The 17,700-nt window shown below is 65.3% G+C and carries 15 protein-coding genes and 1 pseudogene; 13 read left to right on the top strand and 3 right to left on the bottom strand.

The window, feature by feature from the left end; translation table 11 throughout:
• Nucleotides 1-5 precede the first annotated feature (5 nt).
• On the bottom strand, nt 6-635 hold the full coding sequence (locus B3P22_RS23615) for a class I SAM-dependent methyltransferase (protein ID WP_296272893.1): 630 nt from the start codon (nt 633-635) through the stop codon (nt 6-8).
• A gap of 175 nt (nt 636-810) precedes the next feature.
• Here B3P22_RS23615 and B3P22_RS23620 point away from each other — a divergent pair, with 175 nt between their 5' ends.
• Together B3P22_RS23620 and B3P22_RS23625 are read left to right on the top strand one after the other, a co-directional pair.
• The gene (locus B3P22_RS23620) at nt 811-1,095 is read left to right on the top strand and encodes a hypothetical protein (RefSeq protein ID WP_296272895.1); all 285 of its coding nucleotides are present in this window, start codon (nt 811-813) and stop codon (nt 1,093-1,095) included.
• A gap of 280 nt (nt 1,096-1,375) precedes the next feature.
• Entirely contained in the window at nt 1,376-2,620 is a 1,245-nt protein-coding gene (locus tag B3P22_RS23625; RefSeq protein WP_296272897.1) for an MFS transporter, read from the top strand.
• Nucleotides 2,621-2,684: 64 nt separating this feature from the next.
• Here B3P22_RS23625 and B3P22_RS23630 read toward each other — a convergent pair whose 3' ends face one another.
• Together B3P22_RS23630 and B3P22_RS23635 are read right to left on the bottom strand one after the other, a co-directional pair.
• Entirely contained in the window at nt 2,685-3,914 is a 1,230-nt protein-coding gene (locus tag B3P22_RS23630; protein ID WP_296272899.1) for an acyl-CoA dehydrogenase family protein, read from the bottom strand.
• A complete protein-coding gene (locus B3P22_RS23635) occupies nt 3,911-4,870 on the bottom strand; it encodes an aliphatic sulfonate ABC transporter substrate-binding protein (protein WP_296272901.1) in 960 nt (319 codons plus the stop codon). Before B3P22_RS23635 ends, B3P22_RS23630 begins: the two co-directional genes overlap by 4 nt.
• A 487-nt stretch (nt 4,871-5,357) precedes the next feature.
• On the opposite strand from B3P22_RS23635, the gene B3P22_RS23640 reads away from it, so the two are divergent.
• The 11 genes and pseudogenes from B3P22_RS23640 to B3P22_RS23690 form a co-directional block, all read left to right on the top strand.
• Entirely contained in the window at nt 5,358-6,677 is a 1,320-nt protein-coding gene (locus tag B3P22_RS23640) for an OprD family porin (protein ID WP_296272903.1), read from the top strand.
• 168 nt (nt 6,678-6,845) lie between these two features.
• A complete protein-coding gene (locus tag B3P22_RS23645) occupies nt 6,846-7,829 on the top strand; it encodes an aliphatic sulfonate ABC transporter substrate-binding protein (RefSeq protein WP_275547715.1) in 984 nt (327 codons plus the stop codon).
• A complete protein-coding gene (locus B3P22_RS23650) occupies nt 7,816-8,637 on the top strand; it encodes an ABC transporter permease (RefSeq protein WP_296272905.1) in 822 nt (273 codons plus the stop codon). The genes B3P22_RS23645 and B3P22_RS23650 overlap by 14 nt, the downstream gene beginning before the upstream one ends.
• Nucleotides 8,637-9,368, top strand: coding sequence for an ABC transporter ATP-binding protein (locus B3P22_RS23655; protein WP_296272916.1), 732 nt, complete (start codon nt 8,637-8,639; stop codon nt 9,366-9,368). Before B3P22_RS23650 ends, B3P22_RS23655 begins: the two co-directional genes overlap by 1 nt.
• A gap of 638 nt (nt 9,369-10,006) precedes the next feature.
• Nucleotides 10,007-11,341 (top strand): chromate efflux transporter, encoded by a 1,335-nt coding sequence (chrA, locus tag B3P22_RS23660; protein WP_296272907.1) that lies wholly within the window; start codon nt 10,007-10,009, stop codon nt 11,339-11,341.
• A gap of 18 nt (nt 11,342-11,359) precedes the next feature.
• Nucleotides 11,360-12,310: a bile acid:sodium symporter gene (locus tag B3P22_RS23665; protein WP_296272910.1), complete on the top strand. Its 951-nt coding sequence runs from the start codon at nt 11,360-11,362 to the stop codon at nt 12,308-12,310.
• Between the two features lie 149 nt (nt 12,311-12,459).
• Entirely contained in the window at nt 12,460-12,549 is a 90-nt protein-coding gene (locus B3P22_RS23670; RefSeq protein ID WP_275547710.1) for a K(+)-transporting ATPase subunit F, read from the top strand.
• A gap of 10 nt (nt 12,550-12,559) precedes the next feature.
• Nucleotides 12,560-14,248 (top strand): potassium-transporting ATPase subunit KdpA, encoded by a 1,689-nt coding sequence (gene kdpA, locus B3P22_RS23675; RefSeq protein WP_275547709.1) that lies wholly within the window; start codon nt 12,560-12,562, stop codon nt 14,246-14,248.
• Between the two features lie 13 nt (nt 14,249-14,261).
• Nucleotides 14,262-16,319 carry a potassium-transporting ATPase subunit KdpB gene (kdpB, locus tag B3P22_RS23680; RefSeq protein WP_296272913.1) on the top strand — a complete coding sequence of 686 codons (2,058 nt, stop codon included), beginning with the start codon at nt 14,262-14,264 and terminating at the stop codon, nt 16,317-16,319.
• A 248-nt stretch (nt 16,320-16,567) separates the two neighbouring features.
• Entirely contained in the window at nt 16,568-17,125 is a 558-nt protein-coding gene (gene kdpC / locus B3P22_RS23685) for a potassium-transporting ATPase subunit KdpC (protein ID WP_296272914.1), read from the top strand.
• Between the two features lie 10 nt (nt 17,126-17,135).
• Nucleotides 17,136-17,700: pseudogene (locus B3P22_RS23690) on the top strand (histidine kinase); the annotation flags it as partial.

A 17,700-nucleotide genomic window follows, 5' to 3' on the forward strand; every position in this document is an offset into this window, starting at 1 on the left:
GCGCGTTAACTGACTCGTCGCCATACGCTGGCCAGCCAGGGCTGTTGGTCGCGTGGCAGGCCGGCGGGGCGGTAGTAGTGTTCCAGCTCGACGAAGCCGGCCGCGGTGAGCCGCGCGCGCCAGCGTTCCAGATCGTGATAGCTGCCGTAGCGCGGGCCGTTCCAGCCTTCCTGGTTCTCGCCGCGCGGGTTGGAGCTGAACAGCACGCCGCCAGGTTTCAGCGCCGCATGCAACTGACCGAGTACGCGCGGCAGCTCCTGATCGGGGACATGGAACAGACTGGCGTTGGCGAAGATGCCATCGAAGTGCCCGGCCGGAAGGTCCAGTTCGAGAAAGCTCTGCTGCCACACCTGGCAGTTGCTGTCGGCACGCGCCATGGCAACGAATTCGGCGCAACCATCGACACCGATGGCCTCGTGGCCAAGGCCGCTGAAGGTGCGCAGGTCGCGCCCCGGGCCGCAGCCGAAGTCGAGGATGCACCAGGGCTTTTCACCCTCGATATGACGCAGCAGGGCGGCGATGTTCTGGCTCACGTCATGGTCACGCGTGCCCTCGCGAAAATCCTCGGCGCTGCTCTGGTAGTGGGCCAGGGTGAGGGCGCTGATCTGCGCGAGTTCGTCGGGGCTCAGGGGCATGGCGATGTTCCAGAAAAAGTAGGCATTAAACCCGCTAGCGCGGGCCGGTGACCAGCGAGGCGGGTGATGCCACATGGCCGCCATGTGAACCAGCGCTGCGCTTTGATAGTCCCATTTCCCGAGGGGTGTAGACCGGCTGGCTGCAGTCGGGCACCCACGATCAGGAGATAATGCGATGGTTACGCACTACAAGGTCTCTGGCCACCTCGCCTGTGGCTCTCATGGTGAAAAGCTGGCCTCTACCACCGATCTGGCCAAGGTCAAATGCCGCAATTGCCGCAAGACCGAAGTATTCACCGAAGCGCGCCGTAACGCCCGCAATGCCGCCCGACGCGCCGCGCGCCGGAAAAAGGCGACCAACGCCGGGAACGACTGGCGCACCTCCTGGCAGGCGCGTCTGGCTGCCTTGCCAGGGCCGCAGCGTCTGCCCCGCGGTTTTGGCGACCAGGCATTCGTCTAGGCGGGTGGTAATTGACGGAGAGCTTCAGTCGCACTCAATACGTGACAGAAGCCTTCTCCGCTACCTGATGGCTGGCGCTGCACGCCGACTTCAGCTGGATAAGGACGTGCAACTCCGATCTTCTGATTCGGATGAAATGTGTTGATACGTCGGCTTCATGACCTCGACGGCGCAATCTGCGCAACAGCCTGTTCCCGCGTTTGCCCCGTACCTGAGCTTTGCCTTAGATTGGCCGGTCCACCGCGACCGGAGCTGCCGGTCATGCCTCGAGGTTCGCGTCGTGTCCGCTGCTGCTCCCGCTTCCGTCTATCGTCTTCCCGGTTTCCTGCCATTTCTCATCGCCCGCATCGTCGTGGTCTTCGCGGTGCAGATTCAGGCGGTCGTGGTGGCCTGGCAGGTCTATGACCTGACCCGCGATCCGCTTTCGCTGGCCTATGTCGGCCTGGCCCAGTTCATCCCCATGCTGCTGCTGTTGATGCCGGCCGGCGATCTGATCGACCGCTACGACCGCAAGCTGATCCTGATGCTCAGCTGGCTGGTAGAGGGCGTTTGCGCCGGGGCGCTGCTGTGGCTGTCGCTGAGCGGGGCGCCGGTCGCCTGGTACTACGCGGTGCTGGTGCTCTACGGCTGCGGCCGTGCCTTCACTGGGCCGGCGCTATCGAGCCTGCTGCCGCAGATCGTGCCGCGCGAGCGTCTGGCCGCGGCCATCGCTGCCAACAGCATGATCATGCGCGGCGCGACCATTTCCGGGCCGGTGATCGGTGGTGTTCTGTACGCCATCGGTGGTGGCGGGCTGACCTACTCGGTGTGCCTGGCCTGCTTCCTCGCCGGCTGCGTGCTGCTGCAACGGGTGCCGGTGCTGTATGCCGAGAAGATGCAGGCGCTGGAATCCACCGCCTGGGCGCGCTTCACCGCAGGCATTCATTTCATTCGCACACGGCCGATCATCCTCGGCACCATCTCGCTGGATTTGTTCGCCGTACTGCTCGGCGGCGTGGTGGCGTTGCTGCCGATCTACGCCCAGGAAGTGCTGGAAGTCGGGCCGACGGGCCTCGGCCTGTTGCGCAGCGCCATGGCCATCGGCGAAGTGTCGGTTGGCCTGTACCTGAGCATGAAGCCGTTCAATCGCCATGTCGGCCTGGTGATGTTCGGCGCCGTGGCGCTGTTCGGCCTGGCCAACCTGGTGTTCGCCCTGTCCAGCCTGTTCTGGCTGTCCTTCGCCGCGCTGGTGGTGGCCGGTGGTGCGGACATGGTGAGCATGTACATCCGCTCATCCCTGGTGCAGTTCTCCACCCCGGACGCCATGCGTGGCCGGGTCAATGCGGTGAACATGCTGTTCATCGGCTCTTCCAACGAACTGGGCGAATTTCGTGCCGGCACAAGCGCCGCCTGGTTCGGCGTGGTGCCGGCGGCGCTGATCGGCTGCGCCTGCACACTGACGGTGACCGGCGGCTGGATGCTCGGCTTCAAAAGCCTGCGCAAGGTGGATCGCTTCGAGGATGCCTCGCCGAGCAAGGTGGCCTGACGTATCCCGGATTGCATCCGGGATACGCGGTCGTGGCTAAAGCCTCTCCTATATCGCTTCCCTTTCAGCCATACAGCGACGCTTGCGGGCCCTGGCCGCTGAGTAGCCAGTGGCCGAGGTCGCGCACCTTGTAGTCGATGGGGTCGTGCAGGCTGTGCACGCGCACGTTGCGCCAGAAGCGGTCGAAACCGTAGCGCGAGCTGGTGGCGCGGGCGCCCATGGCTTCGAAGATCTGGCTGGTGATCTCCAGCGCGGCACGCACGGCCACCACCTTGGCTTCGCTGATGGCCAACGCCACTTCGGCGCGTTCGGCGGCGGTCAGTGCCGGTTTTTCCCAGGCGGCTTGCAGGCGCTGGGCGGCGTGTTCGGCCAGGGGCAGGGCGCTGCGGTAGCGCAGCCATAGCTCACCGTAGCGCTGCTGGATAAATGGATCGTCGCTGGCCCTGGCCACGCCCGATACTGGCCAGGCGCGGCTCTGTTCGCGGGTGTAACGCAGCGCTGCGTCCAGCGCGCCCTGAGCGTTGCCCAGGTAGAGCTGGGTGAGGATCAGTTGCGACAGGCAGGCGCGCAGGGTGGTGCGCGGGCTGGGGCCGACCGGGCCGAGCAGCTCGCTGGCATCGACGAATACCTGCTCGAACTGCACAGTGCCGCTGTCGGTCTGGCGCTGGCCGAAGCCGTCCCAGTCGCTGTTCACCGCCAAGCCCTCGCGCTGGCTGGGCAGCACGATGAATACGCGATCCTCCGGGTTCTTGCCGCGCGGTGCGCTGACCACCAGCGCGTCGGCGCCAAGCGCACCGGAGCAGAACGACTTGCTGCCATTGAGCTCGTAATGCTCTTCGCGTGGGCTGAGTTTGAGGCCGGTGTCACGACCGTTGGTGGCGTTGCCCCAGAACCAGCGCTCCTGCACGGTGCGCGTTAGCCAGTGGCGCTGCTGATCGGGGTTGCCGAACAGCAGGATGGTCGCCACCTGCAGGTGCTGGAAGGCGAACAGGTGGGCCAGCGAGCTGTCCACCGCCGCCAGATAGCGCACGATGCGGTAGATCTCCGGCCAAGCCACGCCCTGGCCTCCGTACTGCTGGGGCACGGCCAGGGTCAGCAGGCCGCTGTCACGCAATAGCTCGCGTTCGGCCTGAGCGCTGCCGCCAGCGCGATCACGTTCCACCGCGCTGGCCGCCAGGCGCCGGGCCAGGCGTTCGACCTTGGCCGAGCGGCTGCCGAAGTCCACGGGGAATAGGTGCGCAGCGAACAGCGGTTCGTCGCGCAGATTGGGGTGCAGGCGGGTTTCGGCGTTCATTGCGGGCTCCAGATGCTGACTTCGCGGGCATCCATTGAGGTCGGCAACAGGCCGGCGCCGTAGAAGGCATCGGCGATCTTCTGCTGCTCGGCGAGGCTGTCCGGCTGTACCAGGCGCACCTGATAGCTGCGTTTGGCGTTGGCCTTCTCGACGATGGCTGGGTCGAGGTTGCCCCACAGCGGGCCGAGGATTTCAGCGGCCTGGCGCGGGTTGGCGCGCAGCCAGTCGCCGGTCTTCACCAGCTCGGCGAACACGGTCTGCAGCACCTGTGGGTGGCTCTTGGCGAACTTGGCACTGGTCAGGTAGTAGCGCTGGTAGTCGGCCAGTCCCTTGCCGTCGGCGAGGATGCGGCTCGGCAACTGCTGCTGGGCGCCGCTGAGGAAGGGCTCCCAGGTGACCCAGGCGTCCACCTTGCGGTTCTCGAAGGCGGCGCGGCCGTCGGCCGGGGTCAGGTAGGCCGGCTCGATATCGCTGAATTTCAGGCCGGCCTTGTTCAGCGCGGCGATCAGCAGGTAGTGCACGCCGGCGGCCTTGGTCACGGCGACCTTCTTGCCCTTGAGGTCGGCCAGGGTTTTGATCGGCGAATCCTCGCGCACGATGATCGCCTGCGCGCTGGGGGAGGGTGCTTCCTGAGCGAAGTAGGCGAGGTCGGCACCGGCAGCCTGGGCGAACACCGGCACGGTGTCGGCGACATCGGCGGAGAGGTCGATATTGCCGACGTTGAGCGCCTCCAGCAGCGGTTGGCCGTTGGGGAATTCGTGCCAGCTGATCTTGATGTCCTGATCGGCCAGTGCCTTCTCCAGGGTGCCCTGGCTCTTCAGCAGGCTGATCAGCGTGGAGGATTTCTGGTAGCCGATGCGCAGTTGCTCGGCAGCCTCGGTGAGCGGAGCGACGAGCAGGCCGATGGCCAGCGAGGCGGCGATCAGTGTGCTGCGCTTGGAATGAGTATTGGACATGGCGGCTCTCGATGAACACGTGCCGGCCATGGGATTGCGGCGGATCACGCGTACTTCAGTGTTTAGAAAAAGAAGTCCGGTGATCCGGTGAAGAGAAGCTAGTCGATATAAAAAGCAGTTGTTAAATAATTTTTAGGAATTAGCTAAGGCCGGTTTGTCAGGCGCAGCAGGGACCCTATGCGGGCTGGCGAAGCAAGCCGTGATTAGTGGCTCGCAGGATTCGCGGATAAATCCGCTCCTACGGACCGAGTTACATCGGGATCGGACTCATATTCTTTTTTGTTACTACAAAGTGAAAAATAATTCTTTTTAGGGATTAACGGGTATTTCGTAGATTAGCCACCAGCCGACAGCGGACCACCGCATCGGGCCCGAATCAGGGGCTCTTTTGCCAATCCGCCGAGACCAGCGCCCCGTCCGCTGTCCTGCCGAGCCCCTGTGCAGTGCCAACCCCAGAACAGCACACAAAGCACTTGGAGCATCGAGCATGAAAAAATCCACCCTGGCCTTGGCTGTCACGCTGGCCGCCATCGCCAACCAGGCCACCGCCGCCGGTTTCATCGAAGACAGCAAGGCCAGCCTCGGCCTGCGCAATTTCTATTACGACCTGAACACCAAGAACACCGCCAACAACAACGGCGAGGCGCAGGAGTGGGGCCAGGGCTTCATCTTCAACTACAGCTCCGGGTTCACCGAAGGCACCGTCGGCTTCGGCCTCGACGCCATCGGCCTGCTTGGCGTGAAGCTGGATTCCGGCAGCACCGCAAGCAAGGCCGGCCGTGACCGCACCCCCGGCCAACTCTTCCCGCTCGATAGCGACGGCAGCGCCGTTGACGACTACAGCAAGGCCGGCGTGACCGCCAAGGTGCGCCTGTCCAAGACCGAGGCACGTATTGGTACCCTGCTGCCGAAGCTGCCGGTGGTGACCTTCAACGACGGCCGCTTGCTGCCGCAGACTTTCGAAGGCGGGCAGATCACCTCCAACGAGATTGACGGCCTGACCCTGACCGCCGGCCAGCTGGAAAGCACCAAGACCCGCAGCTCCACCGACGACATCGCTCTGCGTATCGCCGGGGCCACCGGTGACGCCGACAGCAACAAGTTCTACTTCGCCGGTGGTGACTACAAGCTGACCAAGGACCTGACGCTGCAGTACTACTACGGCAACCTGGAAGACTTCTACAAACAGCACTTCCTCGGCCTGGTGCACAACTGGGCCATCGGCCCGGGCTCGCTGAAGACCGACCTGCGTTACTTCGACAGCAACTCCGATGGCAAGAACGGCAGCGCCTCCGGCCGTGCTGATGGCTATCGCAGCGCCGGCTACTGGCGTGCCGGCGACAGCAGCACCGGCGAGGTCGACAACCAGACCTGGAGCGCGCTGTTCACCTACACCCTGGGCAGCCACTTCGCCAGCCTGGGCTACCAGCAGGTCGAAGGCGACAGCGCCTTCCCGTTCCTCAACCAGGGCGGCGGCAGCTCGTCCTACCTGATCACCGACCGCCAGATCGGCAAGTTCCAGAACGCCGGCGAGCGCACCTGGCTGGCCGAATACGGCTATGACTTCACCAAACTCGGCGTCCCGGGCCTCAAGGCCAGCGTCGCCTACCTCAAGGGCGACAACGTCGATTCTGCCAATGGCGATCTGAAGGAGTGGGAACGCGACTTCCGCCTCGACTACACCCTGCAGGACGGTCCGCTGAAAGGCCTCGGCGTGTCCTGGCGCAACGCGACCCAGCGCGGCAACGTCAGCACTGACGCCGACGAAAACCGCCTGATCCTGAGCTACACCCTGACCCTGCTCTGATCAGCGCTTTCGTTAGTCATTGCACAAACCTGTGGGAGCGGACTTGTTCGCGAAGTTCGCGGCAGACGCCTCGTCACGGTTGTTCCCATTGCTACGAACCCGCTATGCCATCTCCTGACCGGCCCGCAAACGGGCCGGAAGGTGACTCATCCGTCTATGGAGATGATCATGAAAAGCACCATCTTGCGTTTTGGCCTGACCGCGTTGTTCGCCGCCTGGCTGCCCACTGCCGTACATGCCGCACCCCCAAAGGAAGTGCGCCTCGACTACGCCTTCTATTCACCGGAAAGCCTGGTGATCAAGCACAACGGCTGGCTGGAGAAAGACTTCGCCGCCACCGGCACCGACGTGCGTTGGGTACTGTCGCGCGGTAGTAACAACTCCTTGGAATTCCTCAACAGTGGCGCGTCCGACTTCGCCCTGACGTCGAGCATTTCCGCCTTCGTCAGCCGTACCAACGGCCAGCCGGTCAAGGCCATCTACAACTATCTGTGGTCCGTGCCCAGCGCCATCGTCGTGCAGGCTGCCGCGCCCTATCAGAACCTGCATGACCTGCGTGGCAAGCAGGTTGCCGCGACCAAGGGCACCGATCCCTACTTTTTCTTGTTGCGTGCCCTGGCAGCGCAAGACCTCAAGCCCGCGGACGTGAAGATCGTTCACCTGCAGCACCCTGAAGGTCGCACCGCACTCGAGCAGGGTCGTGTCGATGCCTGGGCTGGGCTCGATCCGCACATGGCCGGTGCCCAGCTGGCCGGTGCGCGTTTCGTCTATGAAAACGCCGAGTTCGGCCTGGGGGCGTTTCTCAACACCCATGAGCGCTTTCTCGCCGAGCAGCCGGAAGCGGTTGCCACCGTGGTCAAGGCCTACGAACGTGCGCGGCGCTGGATCATCGGCAATCCCGAAGCGGCGGCGCAGCTGGTGTCGGTTGAAACCCAGCTGCCAGTCGAGGTGATTCGCCTGCAGCTGGGCCGCTATGACTTCACCAGGCCCTTGCCGGGCGATGCGCATCTGGATGCCATCAAGCCGGTCATTCCGCTGCTGGTGGCCGATGGTGTACTCCGCCGCAATGCCGATACCGAGGCGGCCTTGCAGACATTGATCGACGCACGCATAGCCCAGGGCGTGATCGAGGCCGCCGATGAGTCGCGCTGAATCTCTGGTCCAGACGCCGTCTCGCGCAGCCTGGCGCGAATGGCTGCCGGGGCTGGCAAGCCTTCGCGGCTGGGCGCTGCCGTTGCTCCTGCTGGCGGTCTTGGAGTCTGTGGTGCGCCTGGGCTGGATTCCCGCCTATCTGATGCCGGCCCCCAGCGAGCTGGTGCTGACCCTTTGGGAGCTGGCGTACGGGCCATTGTGGACGCACATTCTCGCCAGTTCTCTGCGGGTAGTGGCGGGCTTCGCCATCGGCGCCTCGCTGGCTCTGGTGCTCGGATCGCTGGTGGGCCTGAGCCGGCGTTTGGAGGCTTACCTCGACCCCACCTTCCAGGCCTTGCGGGCGGTGCCTGGGCTGGCCTGGGTGCCGTTGCTGCTGATCTGGCTGGGCATCGACGAAACATCGAAGGTCACCCTGATCGCCATCGGTTCGTTCTTCCCGGTCTATCTCAACCTAGTGGCGGGTATCCGCAACGTCGACCGCAAGCTGGTCGAGGTGGGCGAGTTATATGGGCTGCCACGAGTAACCACGGTGCGGCGCATCTTCGTGCCGGCGGCGCAGCCCTATCTGTTCACCGGCTTGCGCGCTGGGCTATCCATGGCCTGGTTGTGCGTCGTCGCGGCAGAATTGCTGGCCGCGACCGAAGGCATCGGCTATCTGCTCACCGATGGTCGCGAAGTCTCGCGCCCTGACCTGGTGCTGGTGGCGATCATTACCCTGGCGGTGATGGGCAAGCTGAGCGACAGCCTGCTCAAGACCCTGGAAACCAGTGCGCTGGCCTGGCGGGACAACTATGAGGGGGATCGATGATGAGCGCTCTGATCGAGCTGCGCCGGGTCAGCAAGAGCTTCGGGGCGGCGCGTGTGCTTGACGAAGTGAGTCTGAGCCTGGCCGCTGGCGAAGTGGTCAGCCTGCTCGGCCCTTCCGGTTGCGGCAAGAGCACCCTGCTGCGCATCGCTGCCGGGCTGGATCAGGATTACCAAGGCGGGCTGGAACTCAACCCGCTGCTCCACTTCGGGCGTGGCAGCGGCATCGGCGTGGTGTTCCAGGAACCCCGGCTGATGCCCTGGCTCAGCGTGGCGCAGAACGTCGGCTTCGCCGATGGCTGGGTGGCCGACGACCAGTGGGTTGAACAATTGCTCCGCGACGTCGGCTTGCATGGGCGTGGCGACGCGTTGCCCAAACACTTATCCGGCGGCCAGGCCCAGCGTGTGGCCATCGCCCGCGCCCTGTACGGCAAACCGCAGGTACTGCTGCTGGATGAGCCCTTCAGCGCGGTGGACGCCTTCACCCGCATGAAACTGCAGGATCTGGTGGTGGAGCTGGCCGCCCGCTACGAGATCGCCGTGCTGCTGGTCACCCATGATCTCGACGAAGCCTTCTACCTCAGCGACCGCGTGCTGATCCTTGGCGGCACACCAAGCCGCCTGCAACGCGAACTAGCCGTACCCCTGGCTCGCCCCCGCGACCGCCGCTCGGCGGAACTGGCCTACCTGCGCGGCGAGGCGCTGACCGAGCTGTACCAGTCGCACGCGCTGTAAACGAACTCTTCAAGGTGGAGTACTTTTTCGGGCCGTTAGGCCCGATTTTTTGTTCGTGATTTGGAGGAAATGCTATTCGTAGGGGCCGGTTTGCTGGCGATCAGCTTCGAATGGACGCTACGAGTGAGCCGATTCGCTGTAGCCCGGATGAAATCCGGGGATTTGCCTGGAGGCGGGGGCATTCAATTTGAGGGTATGAGGGTATTGGGGGGCAGACCACAATTTAATAGTTAATTAATCGTGGTCTGTCCCAATTGTTTCCCAAACCCACCCACAAATTCTGTGAGCACCACTGTGGATAACCTTTGCAAAAGCCCTTGGCGCCTAGCATTCAAGCGGGCCTCGGCAGGCCGCTCAACTTTTGCTCAATGACGCTTTGCTGGCGTTATCGCCAGACGGAATATCGCTTCTAATCAATCACTTGGCTTGGTTTTTCAACAGCGGTGCGGGGCGTGGGCGTGCTGCTGGGTATCGTGCACATAATCTGGGGAAAGTGCTGTGGATAAGATGCGGGAAAACTCCTCCAGGCCAAGTGGAGCAAGGGCTGCGCTTGGCTGGTGATTTTCCGTGCGATGTCGTGCTGCTGTCATGTTTCGTGGCTATAGTGGCCGGTCGATTGCAGTCGCTGGAGCCCTTTTATGTCCGACTCGCTTGAACGTCCCGCCACGGTTAGTTTGCTGCAGGCTTTCTGGTTCTGGTTGAAGCTGGGGCTGATCAGTTTCGGCGGGCCGGCGGGGCAGATTTCGATCATGCATCAGGAGCTGGTGGAGAAGCGTCGCTGGCTGTCCGAACGGCGTTTTCTGCATGCGCTGAACTACTGCATGATGCTGCCCGGGCCGGAGGCACAGCAGTTGGCCACTTATATCGGCTGGCTGATGCACCGCACCTGGGGCGGGGTGATCGCCGGGGCATTGTTCGTGCTGCCGTCGCTGCTGATTCTGGTCGTGCTGTCGTGGATCTATCTGGTATTCGGCGATGTGCCGCTGGTGGCGGGGATCTTCTATGGCATCAAGCCGGCGGTGACGGCCATCGTGGTGCAGGCGGCCTGGCGCATTGGCGGGCGGGTGTTGAAGAACGCCTGGCTGTGGGTCATCGCGGCGGCGGCCTTCGTGGCTATTTTCGCATTGCAGTTGCCGTTCCCGCTGATCGTGCTGGGCGCCGCGCTGGTTGGTTATATCGGCGGGCGGCTGGCGCCACAGCACTTTGCGGTCGGCGCCGGGCATGGTGAAGCGGGTGGGGCGTATGCGCCGGCGTTGATCGATGACGAGACGCGCCTGGCGCACACGCATTTTCGTTCCAGCCGGTTAGCGCTGATTCTGCTTGTCGGCGTGGTGCTCTGGCTACTGCCGATGGGCCTGCTGACCCTGGTGTTCGGCTGGCAGAGTACGCTGACGCAGATGGGCTGGTTCTTCACCAAGGCGGCGCTGCTGACCTTCGGTGGCGCCTATGCGGTGCTGCCTTACGTGTATCAGGGCGCCATCGAGCATTACGGCTGGCTGACGCCCCGGCAGATGATCGATGGCCTGGCGTTGGGCGAAACAACGCCGGGGCCGTTGATCATGGTGGTGGCGTTCGTCGCGTTTGTCGGTGCCTATGGCCAGCCGGTGCTCGGTGGCGATTCGGCCTTCGCCAGCGGCGCGCTGGCGGCCTGCTTGGTCACCTGGTTCACCTTCCTGCCGTCGTTCTTGTTCATCCTCGCCGGCGGGCCGCTGGTGGAGTCGACTCATGGTCAATTGAAGTTCACCGCGCCGCTGACCGGCATCACTGCGGCGGTGGTCGGGGTGATTCTCAACCTGGCGTTGTTCTTCGGTTATCACGTGCTCTGGCCGCAGGGTTTTGCCGGTACGTTCGATTGGCTGTCGGCGTTGATTACCCTCGGGGCGGGCGTGGCGTTGCTGGGCTTCAAGCGTGGGGTGATCGAGACGCTGCTGGCTTGTGCCCTGGTTGGCTTGCTGGTGCAATGGTTGGTTTGAGTCCGACTGGAGAGGCCGATGCAACGGCTAACGCTGGAGCGCCAGCAGGTCTGGGTGTATCTGGCCGGCATCATGCTGGGTTTGCTGCTGGGCACCCTGTGGCCAGGTATCGGCCACATCAGCGACTGGCTGTTATGGCCGGCGCTGATGCTGTTGCTGTTCGCCACCTTCGTGCAGGTGCCGCTGCTGCATTTACGCGAGGCGTTTAGCGACCACCGTTTCGTTCTCGCGGTGTTGCTGGGCAATTTCGTCCTGTTGCCACTGCTGGTGTGGGGCCTGTTGCAGTCGCTGCCGGACGATCCGGCGCTGCGCCTGGGCGTGCTGTTGGTGCTGCCGGTGCCCTGCACCGACTGGTTCATCACCTTCAGCCAGTTGGGCGGTGGCAACGTGCCGCGCGCCATCGCGGTCACCCCGCTGAACCTGCTTGTGCAATTGCTCCTGCTGCCGCTGTACCTGTGGCTGATGGCCGACGCGCAGTTCGCCACGACGCTGGGCCTGGCTGATGTCTGGCCGGCTGTGCTGGTGGTTTTGCTGCCGCTGCTGCTGGCGCTGCCAACCCAACGCTGGATCGAGGCGCGTGCCGAGCGTGAGCGGGTGCGCGATCACCTGGCCTGGTGGCCGATTCCGTTGCTGGGGCTGGTGTTGCTGTTGATCGCCGCTGCCCAGGTGGGAGTGGCGCGTTCGGCGCTGGAGTTGTTGCCCGTGCTGCTGCCGTTATTCGCGGGCTTCCTGATGTTGGCGGCACTGCTGGCCAAGGCGCTGGCCGTGCTGCTGGGTCTGCCGCGTGATCAGGGGCGTACCCTGGCGTTCAGCATGGGCACGCGCAATTCCTTCGTCATGCTGCCTTTTGCCGTGGCGTTGCCCGCAGGCTGGGAGTTGGTGGCCCTGGTGATCGTGTTGCAGTCGCTGGTGGAGCTGTTCGGCATGCTGCTGTATCTATGGGTATTGCCGCGTTATCTATTCAGGTGACGCGGCAGGCCGCGCACCCATGACGGCCGGCCTCCAGCCGCTCCAATACGCTTTCTTTACGCCCCGGTCACGGGGCGCCAATCGATTTTTTACGGCCAGCCTTTCGACAATGCTCGCGAGCGGATTCCCCGCATCGTGGAGCTTTGTAAATGAACGCAATCGATGGTGTGTCGCTGGTCCTGGTGGTCGGCCTCTTCGCCTACCTGCTGTCGGTCCTGCTGACCGCCGGACGTGGTTGAGGAGGCGGCCATGCACGACTACGACTGGCTGCTGCTGGCGGCCTTTTCCCTGCTGGTGCTGGCACCGGCACCCTTTCTCGGGCGCTACTTCTATCGCGTGATGGAGGGCCAGCGCACCTGGCTCAGCCCGTTGCTGCAGCCGCTGGAGCGCCTGTGCTATCGCGTGGCCGGCGTCGACCCGCAGCAGGAGCAAAGCTGGCGCGGCTACGCGCTGGCGCTGCTGGTCTTCAGCCTGGTCTGCCTGCTGGGGCTGATGAGCATTCTGCTGTTGCAGGGCGCTTTGCCGCTCAACCCGCAGCAGGTGGCCGGGATGAGCCTACCCCTGGCGTTCAATACGGCGGTGAGTTTCGTCACCAACACCAACTGGCAGGCCTACAGCGGCGAGGCGCAGCTCAGCTACTTCAGCCAGATGCTCGGCCTTGGCGTGCAGAACTTCGTCAGCCCGGCGGTGGGCGTGGCGGTGCTGGTGGTGCTGTGCCGGGGTTTGGCGCGGCAGTCCAGCGACCGCCTGGGCAACTTCTGGGTCGATATCACTCGCGCCGTGCTCTACGGCCTGTTGCCGCTGTGCCTGGTGCTGGCCGTGCTGCTGGTGTGGCAGGGCGTGCCGCAGAACTTCAGCGATTACGTGTCCGCCACCACTCTGCAGGGCAGCGAGCAGAGCCTGCCGATGGGGCCGGCGGCCAGCCAGATCGCCATCAAGCAACTGGGCACCAACGGCGGCGGCTTTTTCGGCGTCAACTCGGCGCATCCGTTCGAGAACCCTACGGCGCTTAGCAACCTGCTGGAGCTGGCGTCGATCCTGCTGATCCCGGCGGCGCTGGTGTTCACCTTCGGCCACTACGTGCGTGACCTGCGCCAGAGCCGGGCGATCCTCGCCAGCATGCTGCTGCTGTTCGTCATCGGCCTGGGTGTCTGCGCCTGTGCGGAGTTGCAGCCGAACCCGGCGCTGGCCGGGCTGCCTATCGAGCAGGTCGGCTCGCTGGAGGGCAAGGAGGCGCGCTTCGGCAGCTTCGCTTCGGCGCTCTGGGCGACCACCACCACGGCGGCGTCCAACGGCTCGGTCAACTCAATGCACGACAGCTTCAGTGCCTTGGGTGGGCTGGTGCCGCTGGTGAACATGCTGCTCGGCGAGATCGTCTTCGGCGGCGTCGGCGCCGGCCTCTACGGCATGCTGCTGTTCGTGCTGATCGCGGTTTTCCTCGCCGGGCTGATGATCGGCCGCACCCCGGCCTACCTGGGCAAGAAACTGGAAGCCCGCGAGGTACGCCTGATGGTCGCCACGCTGCTGGTGATGCCGGTCGGCGTGCTGATATTCGGCGCCCTGGCGGTGAGTTTCGCCGGGCCGGCGGCGTCCATCGGCAATCCCGGTCCGCACGGCTTCAGCCAGGCGCTGTACGCCTACGGTTCGGCCACCGGCAACAACGGCTCGGCCTTCGCCGGCTTCGGCGCCGACACGCCCTACCACGACCTGATGCTCGGCCTGGCCATGCTGCTCGGGCGCTTCGGCTACATCTTGCCGGTGCTGGCGATCGCCGGCAGCCTGGCGGCCAAGCGGGCCGCGCCGCAGGGGCAGAACAGCTTCCCCACCCATGGGCCGCTGTTCGTCGTGCTGCTGACCTTGACCATCCTCCTGGCGGGTGGCCTGACCTTCATGCCGGCGTTGGCCCTGGGCCCGCTGGCCGAACACCTGGCGTTCTGAAGGAGAGACCGTGATGAATGCCCCCGTAACGGCGCAACGCAGCGCCCAATCGTCCAGCAGCCAGCCGCAGACCGGCCTCGGCGCGCTGTGGCGCCCGGCCCTCAAGCAGACCTTCGTCAAGCTCGACCCGCGCCAACTGGTGCGCTCGCCAGTGATGCTGGTGGTGGAGCTGACAGCGCTGGTCACCAGCGTGCTGTGCTTTGTCCCCAACCCTGCAGTAAGCACTGCCTTAGGCGTGCAGATCGCCCTGTGGCTGTGGTTCACCGTGCTCTTCGCCAACTTCGCCGAGGCCCTGGCCGAGGGCCGTGGCAAGGCCCGCGCCGACAGCCTCAAGTCCGGCAGCCAGGGCCTGATGGCGCGCAAGCAGGTCGGCGCGCAGTTCCAGTCCGTACCGGCCAGCAGCCTGCGCAAGGGCGATGTGGTGCGGGTCGAGGCCGGCGAGCTGATCCCCGGCGACGGCGAGGTGATCGAAGGGGTGGCGGCGGTCAACGAGGCGGCGATTACCGGCGAGTCCGCGCCGGTGATCCGCGAGTCCGGCGGCGACCGCTCGGCGGTCACCGGCAATACCCGGCTGGTGTCGGACTGGCTGCTGGTGCGCATCAGCGCCAACCCCGGCGACTCCACCCTCGACCGCATGATCGCCCTGGTCGAAGGCGCGCGCCGGCAGAAGACGCCCAACGAGGTGGCGCTGGATATCCTGCTGATCGGCCTGACCCTGATCTTCCTGCTGGTGGTGGCCACGCTGCAACCGTTCGCCCGTTTTGCCGGTGGCGACCTGCCGTTGATCTACCTGGCGGCGCTGCTGGTGACGCTGATCCCCACCACCATCGGCGGCCTGCTCTCGGCCATCGGCATCGCCGGCATGGATCGCCTGGTGCGCCTCAACGTCATCGCCAAGTCCGGCCGCGCCGTTGAGGCCGCCGGCGACGTGCACACCCTGCTGCTGGACAAGACCGGCACCATCACCTTCGGCAACCGTCGCTGCAGCGCCATGGTCAAGGCGCCGGGCGTCATCACGCTGGAGCTGGCCGAGGCTGCGCTGCTGGCCTCGCAGGGTGACGACACGCCGGAGGGCAAGTCCATCGTCGAATACCTGGCGGCGCTGCACCCGATGGAGGTGCCCGAGCGCAGCGGCATGACCCTGATCGCCTTCAGCGCCGAGACGCGCCTGTCCGGCGCTGATGTTGGTGGTGTGGCCTACCGCAAGGGCGCGGTGGATGCGGTGCTGGCCTACCTCGGCCTGGGCCGTGATGAGCTGCCGGCGCCTCTGGCGCGCGAGGTGGAGAAGATCGCCCAGAGCGGCGGCACGCCGCTGCTGGTGGCCGGGGACGGGCGCCTGCTCGGCGCCATCCACCTCAAGGACGTGGTCAAGCCGGGCATCCGCGAGCGCTTCGCCGAATTACGTGCCATGGGCATCCGCACCGTGATGGTGACCGGCGACAACCCGCTGACCGCAGCCGCTATCGCCGCCGAGGCCGGTGTCGACGACGTGATCGCCGAAGCCACGCCGGAGAAGAAGCTCTCACGCATCCGTGCCGAGCAGGCCGAAGGCAAGCTGGTGGCCATGTGCGGCGATGGCGCCAACGACGCCCCGGCGCTGGCCCAGGCCGACGTCGGGCTGGCCATGAACGACGGCACCCAGGCCGCCCGCGAGGCTGCCAACCTGGTGGATCTGGACAGCGACCCGACCAAGCTGATCGACGTGGTGCAGGTGGGCAAGGAACTGCTGGTGACCCGTGGCGCGCTGACCACCTTCTCGGTGGCCAACGACGTGGCCAAGTACTTCGCAATCCTCCCGGCGCTGTTCGCCGGCATCTACCCACAGCTTGGCGCGCTCAACCTGATGCAGCTGCACGGCCCGCAGAGCGCGATCCTCTCGGCCATCGTGTTCAACGCCCTGATCATCGTCGCGCTGATCCCGCTGGCGCTGCGCGGCGTGCGCATCCAGGCGCTGGACGCCGGCCAGTTGCTGCGGCGCAACCTGCTGATCTACGGCCTCGGTGGGCTGCTCGCGCCCTTCGTCGGCATCAAGCTGCTCGACCTGCTGCTGGTGGGGTTGGGCTGGGTGTAGTTCACGCACGGCCTGCTCCCTCTCCCATTTATGGGAGAGGGCTGGGGAGAGGGTAGGCCACTCGGTATTACTGGATAGACCCTCTCCCCCGGCCCCCGCTCTGCGCCCCAGCCCCTCGCAGAGCTCAGGGCGCTTGAGCGGGCGAAGCGATGCTTCGCTATTTCCGCTCAAGCCCCGCAAGCGGGAGAGGGGAGACAAGCGACGTAGCCCGGATGCAATCCGGGGCAACCTGAATCAGGAGACTCATCATGCTCAACCATATTCGCCCCGCCATCGCCACGCTGGCTTTCATGACCCTGCTGGTCGGAGTCGCCTATCCCTTGAGCGTCACCGGCGTAGCGCACCTGGCCTTCCCCGATCAGGCCGCCGGCAGCCTGGTGCGTGACGACGCCGGCCAGGTGCGCGGCAGCCGCCTGATCGCCCAGGCCTTCGACGGCGATCAGTGGTTCCAGCCGCGCCCTTCGGCCGGCGATTACGCCACCGTGGCCACCGCCACCAGCAACCTGGCGCCGAGCAACCCGCAGCTCCGTGAGCGCATCGAGCAGGCCGGCGTCGGCCTGAGCGGCCAGGCGCCGCTCCCGATGCAACTGGCAACCACCTCGGGCAGCGGCCTTGACCCGCACCTGTCACCCGAAGCCGCTGCCTGGCAGGTGCCGCGCATCGCCCAGGCCCGTGGCCTGGCAGAGGTGGAGCTGCTGCGCCTGATCGAAGCGCACACCGAGCGCCCGCTGTTCGGCCCGGCGGTGGTCAATGTACTGGCTCTGAACCTGGCGCTGATCGACAATCCGCCTACTTCTTCCCAGTGACGAGTGCTCGATGAACGACAGCCTGCGCGCCGAAGCGCTGCTCGCCGACCTGCCCCGCGAAGGCCGTGGCCGGCTCAAGGTGTTTCTCGGCGCGGCGCCGGGCGTGGGCAAGACCTACGCCATGCTGCAGGCCGCCCATGCGCAACTGCGCCAGGGCGTGGCGTTGCGCGCCGGGGTGGTGGAAAGCCACGGCCGCAGCGATACCGAGGCGCTGCTGCTGGGCCTGCCGCAGCAGCCGCCATTGCGCCTGCCCTATCGCGGCCTGGAGCTGAGCGAGATGGATCTCGACAGCCTGCTCGCCGACCCGCCCAAGCTGGCGCTGGTGGACGAGCTGGCGCACAGCAACGCCCCCGGCAGCCGCCACGCCAAGCGCTGGCAGGACGTGCAGGAGCTGCTCGCCGCCGGCATCGACGTCTACACCACGGTCAACGTCCAGCATCTGGAAAGCCTCAACGACCGCGTCCGCGATATCACCGGCGTGCAGGTGCGCGAGACGGTGCCGGATTGGGTGCTGCAGGAAGCCGACGAGATCCAGCTGGTCGACCTGCCGCCGCGCGAGCTGCTCGAACGCCTGC

Origin of the sequence: Pseudomonas sp. UBA6323, assembly GCF_002439135.1 — a bacterium.
Classification (GTDB): Bacteria; Pseudomonadota; Gammaproteobacteria; order Pseudomonadales; family Pseudomonadaceae; genus Aquipseudomonas.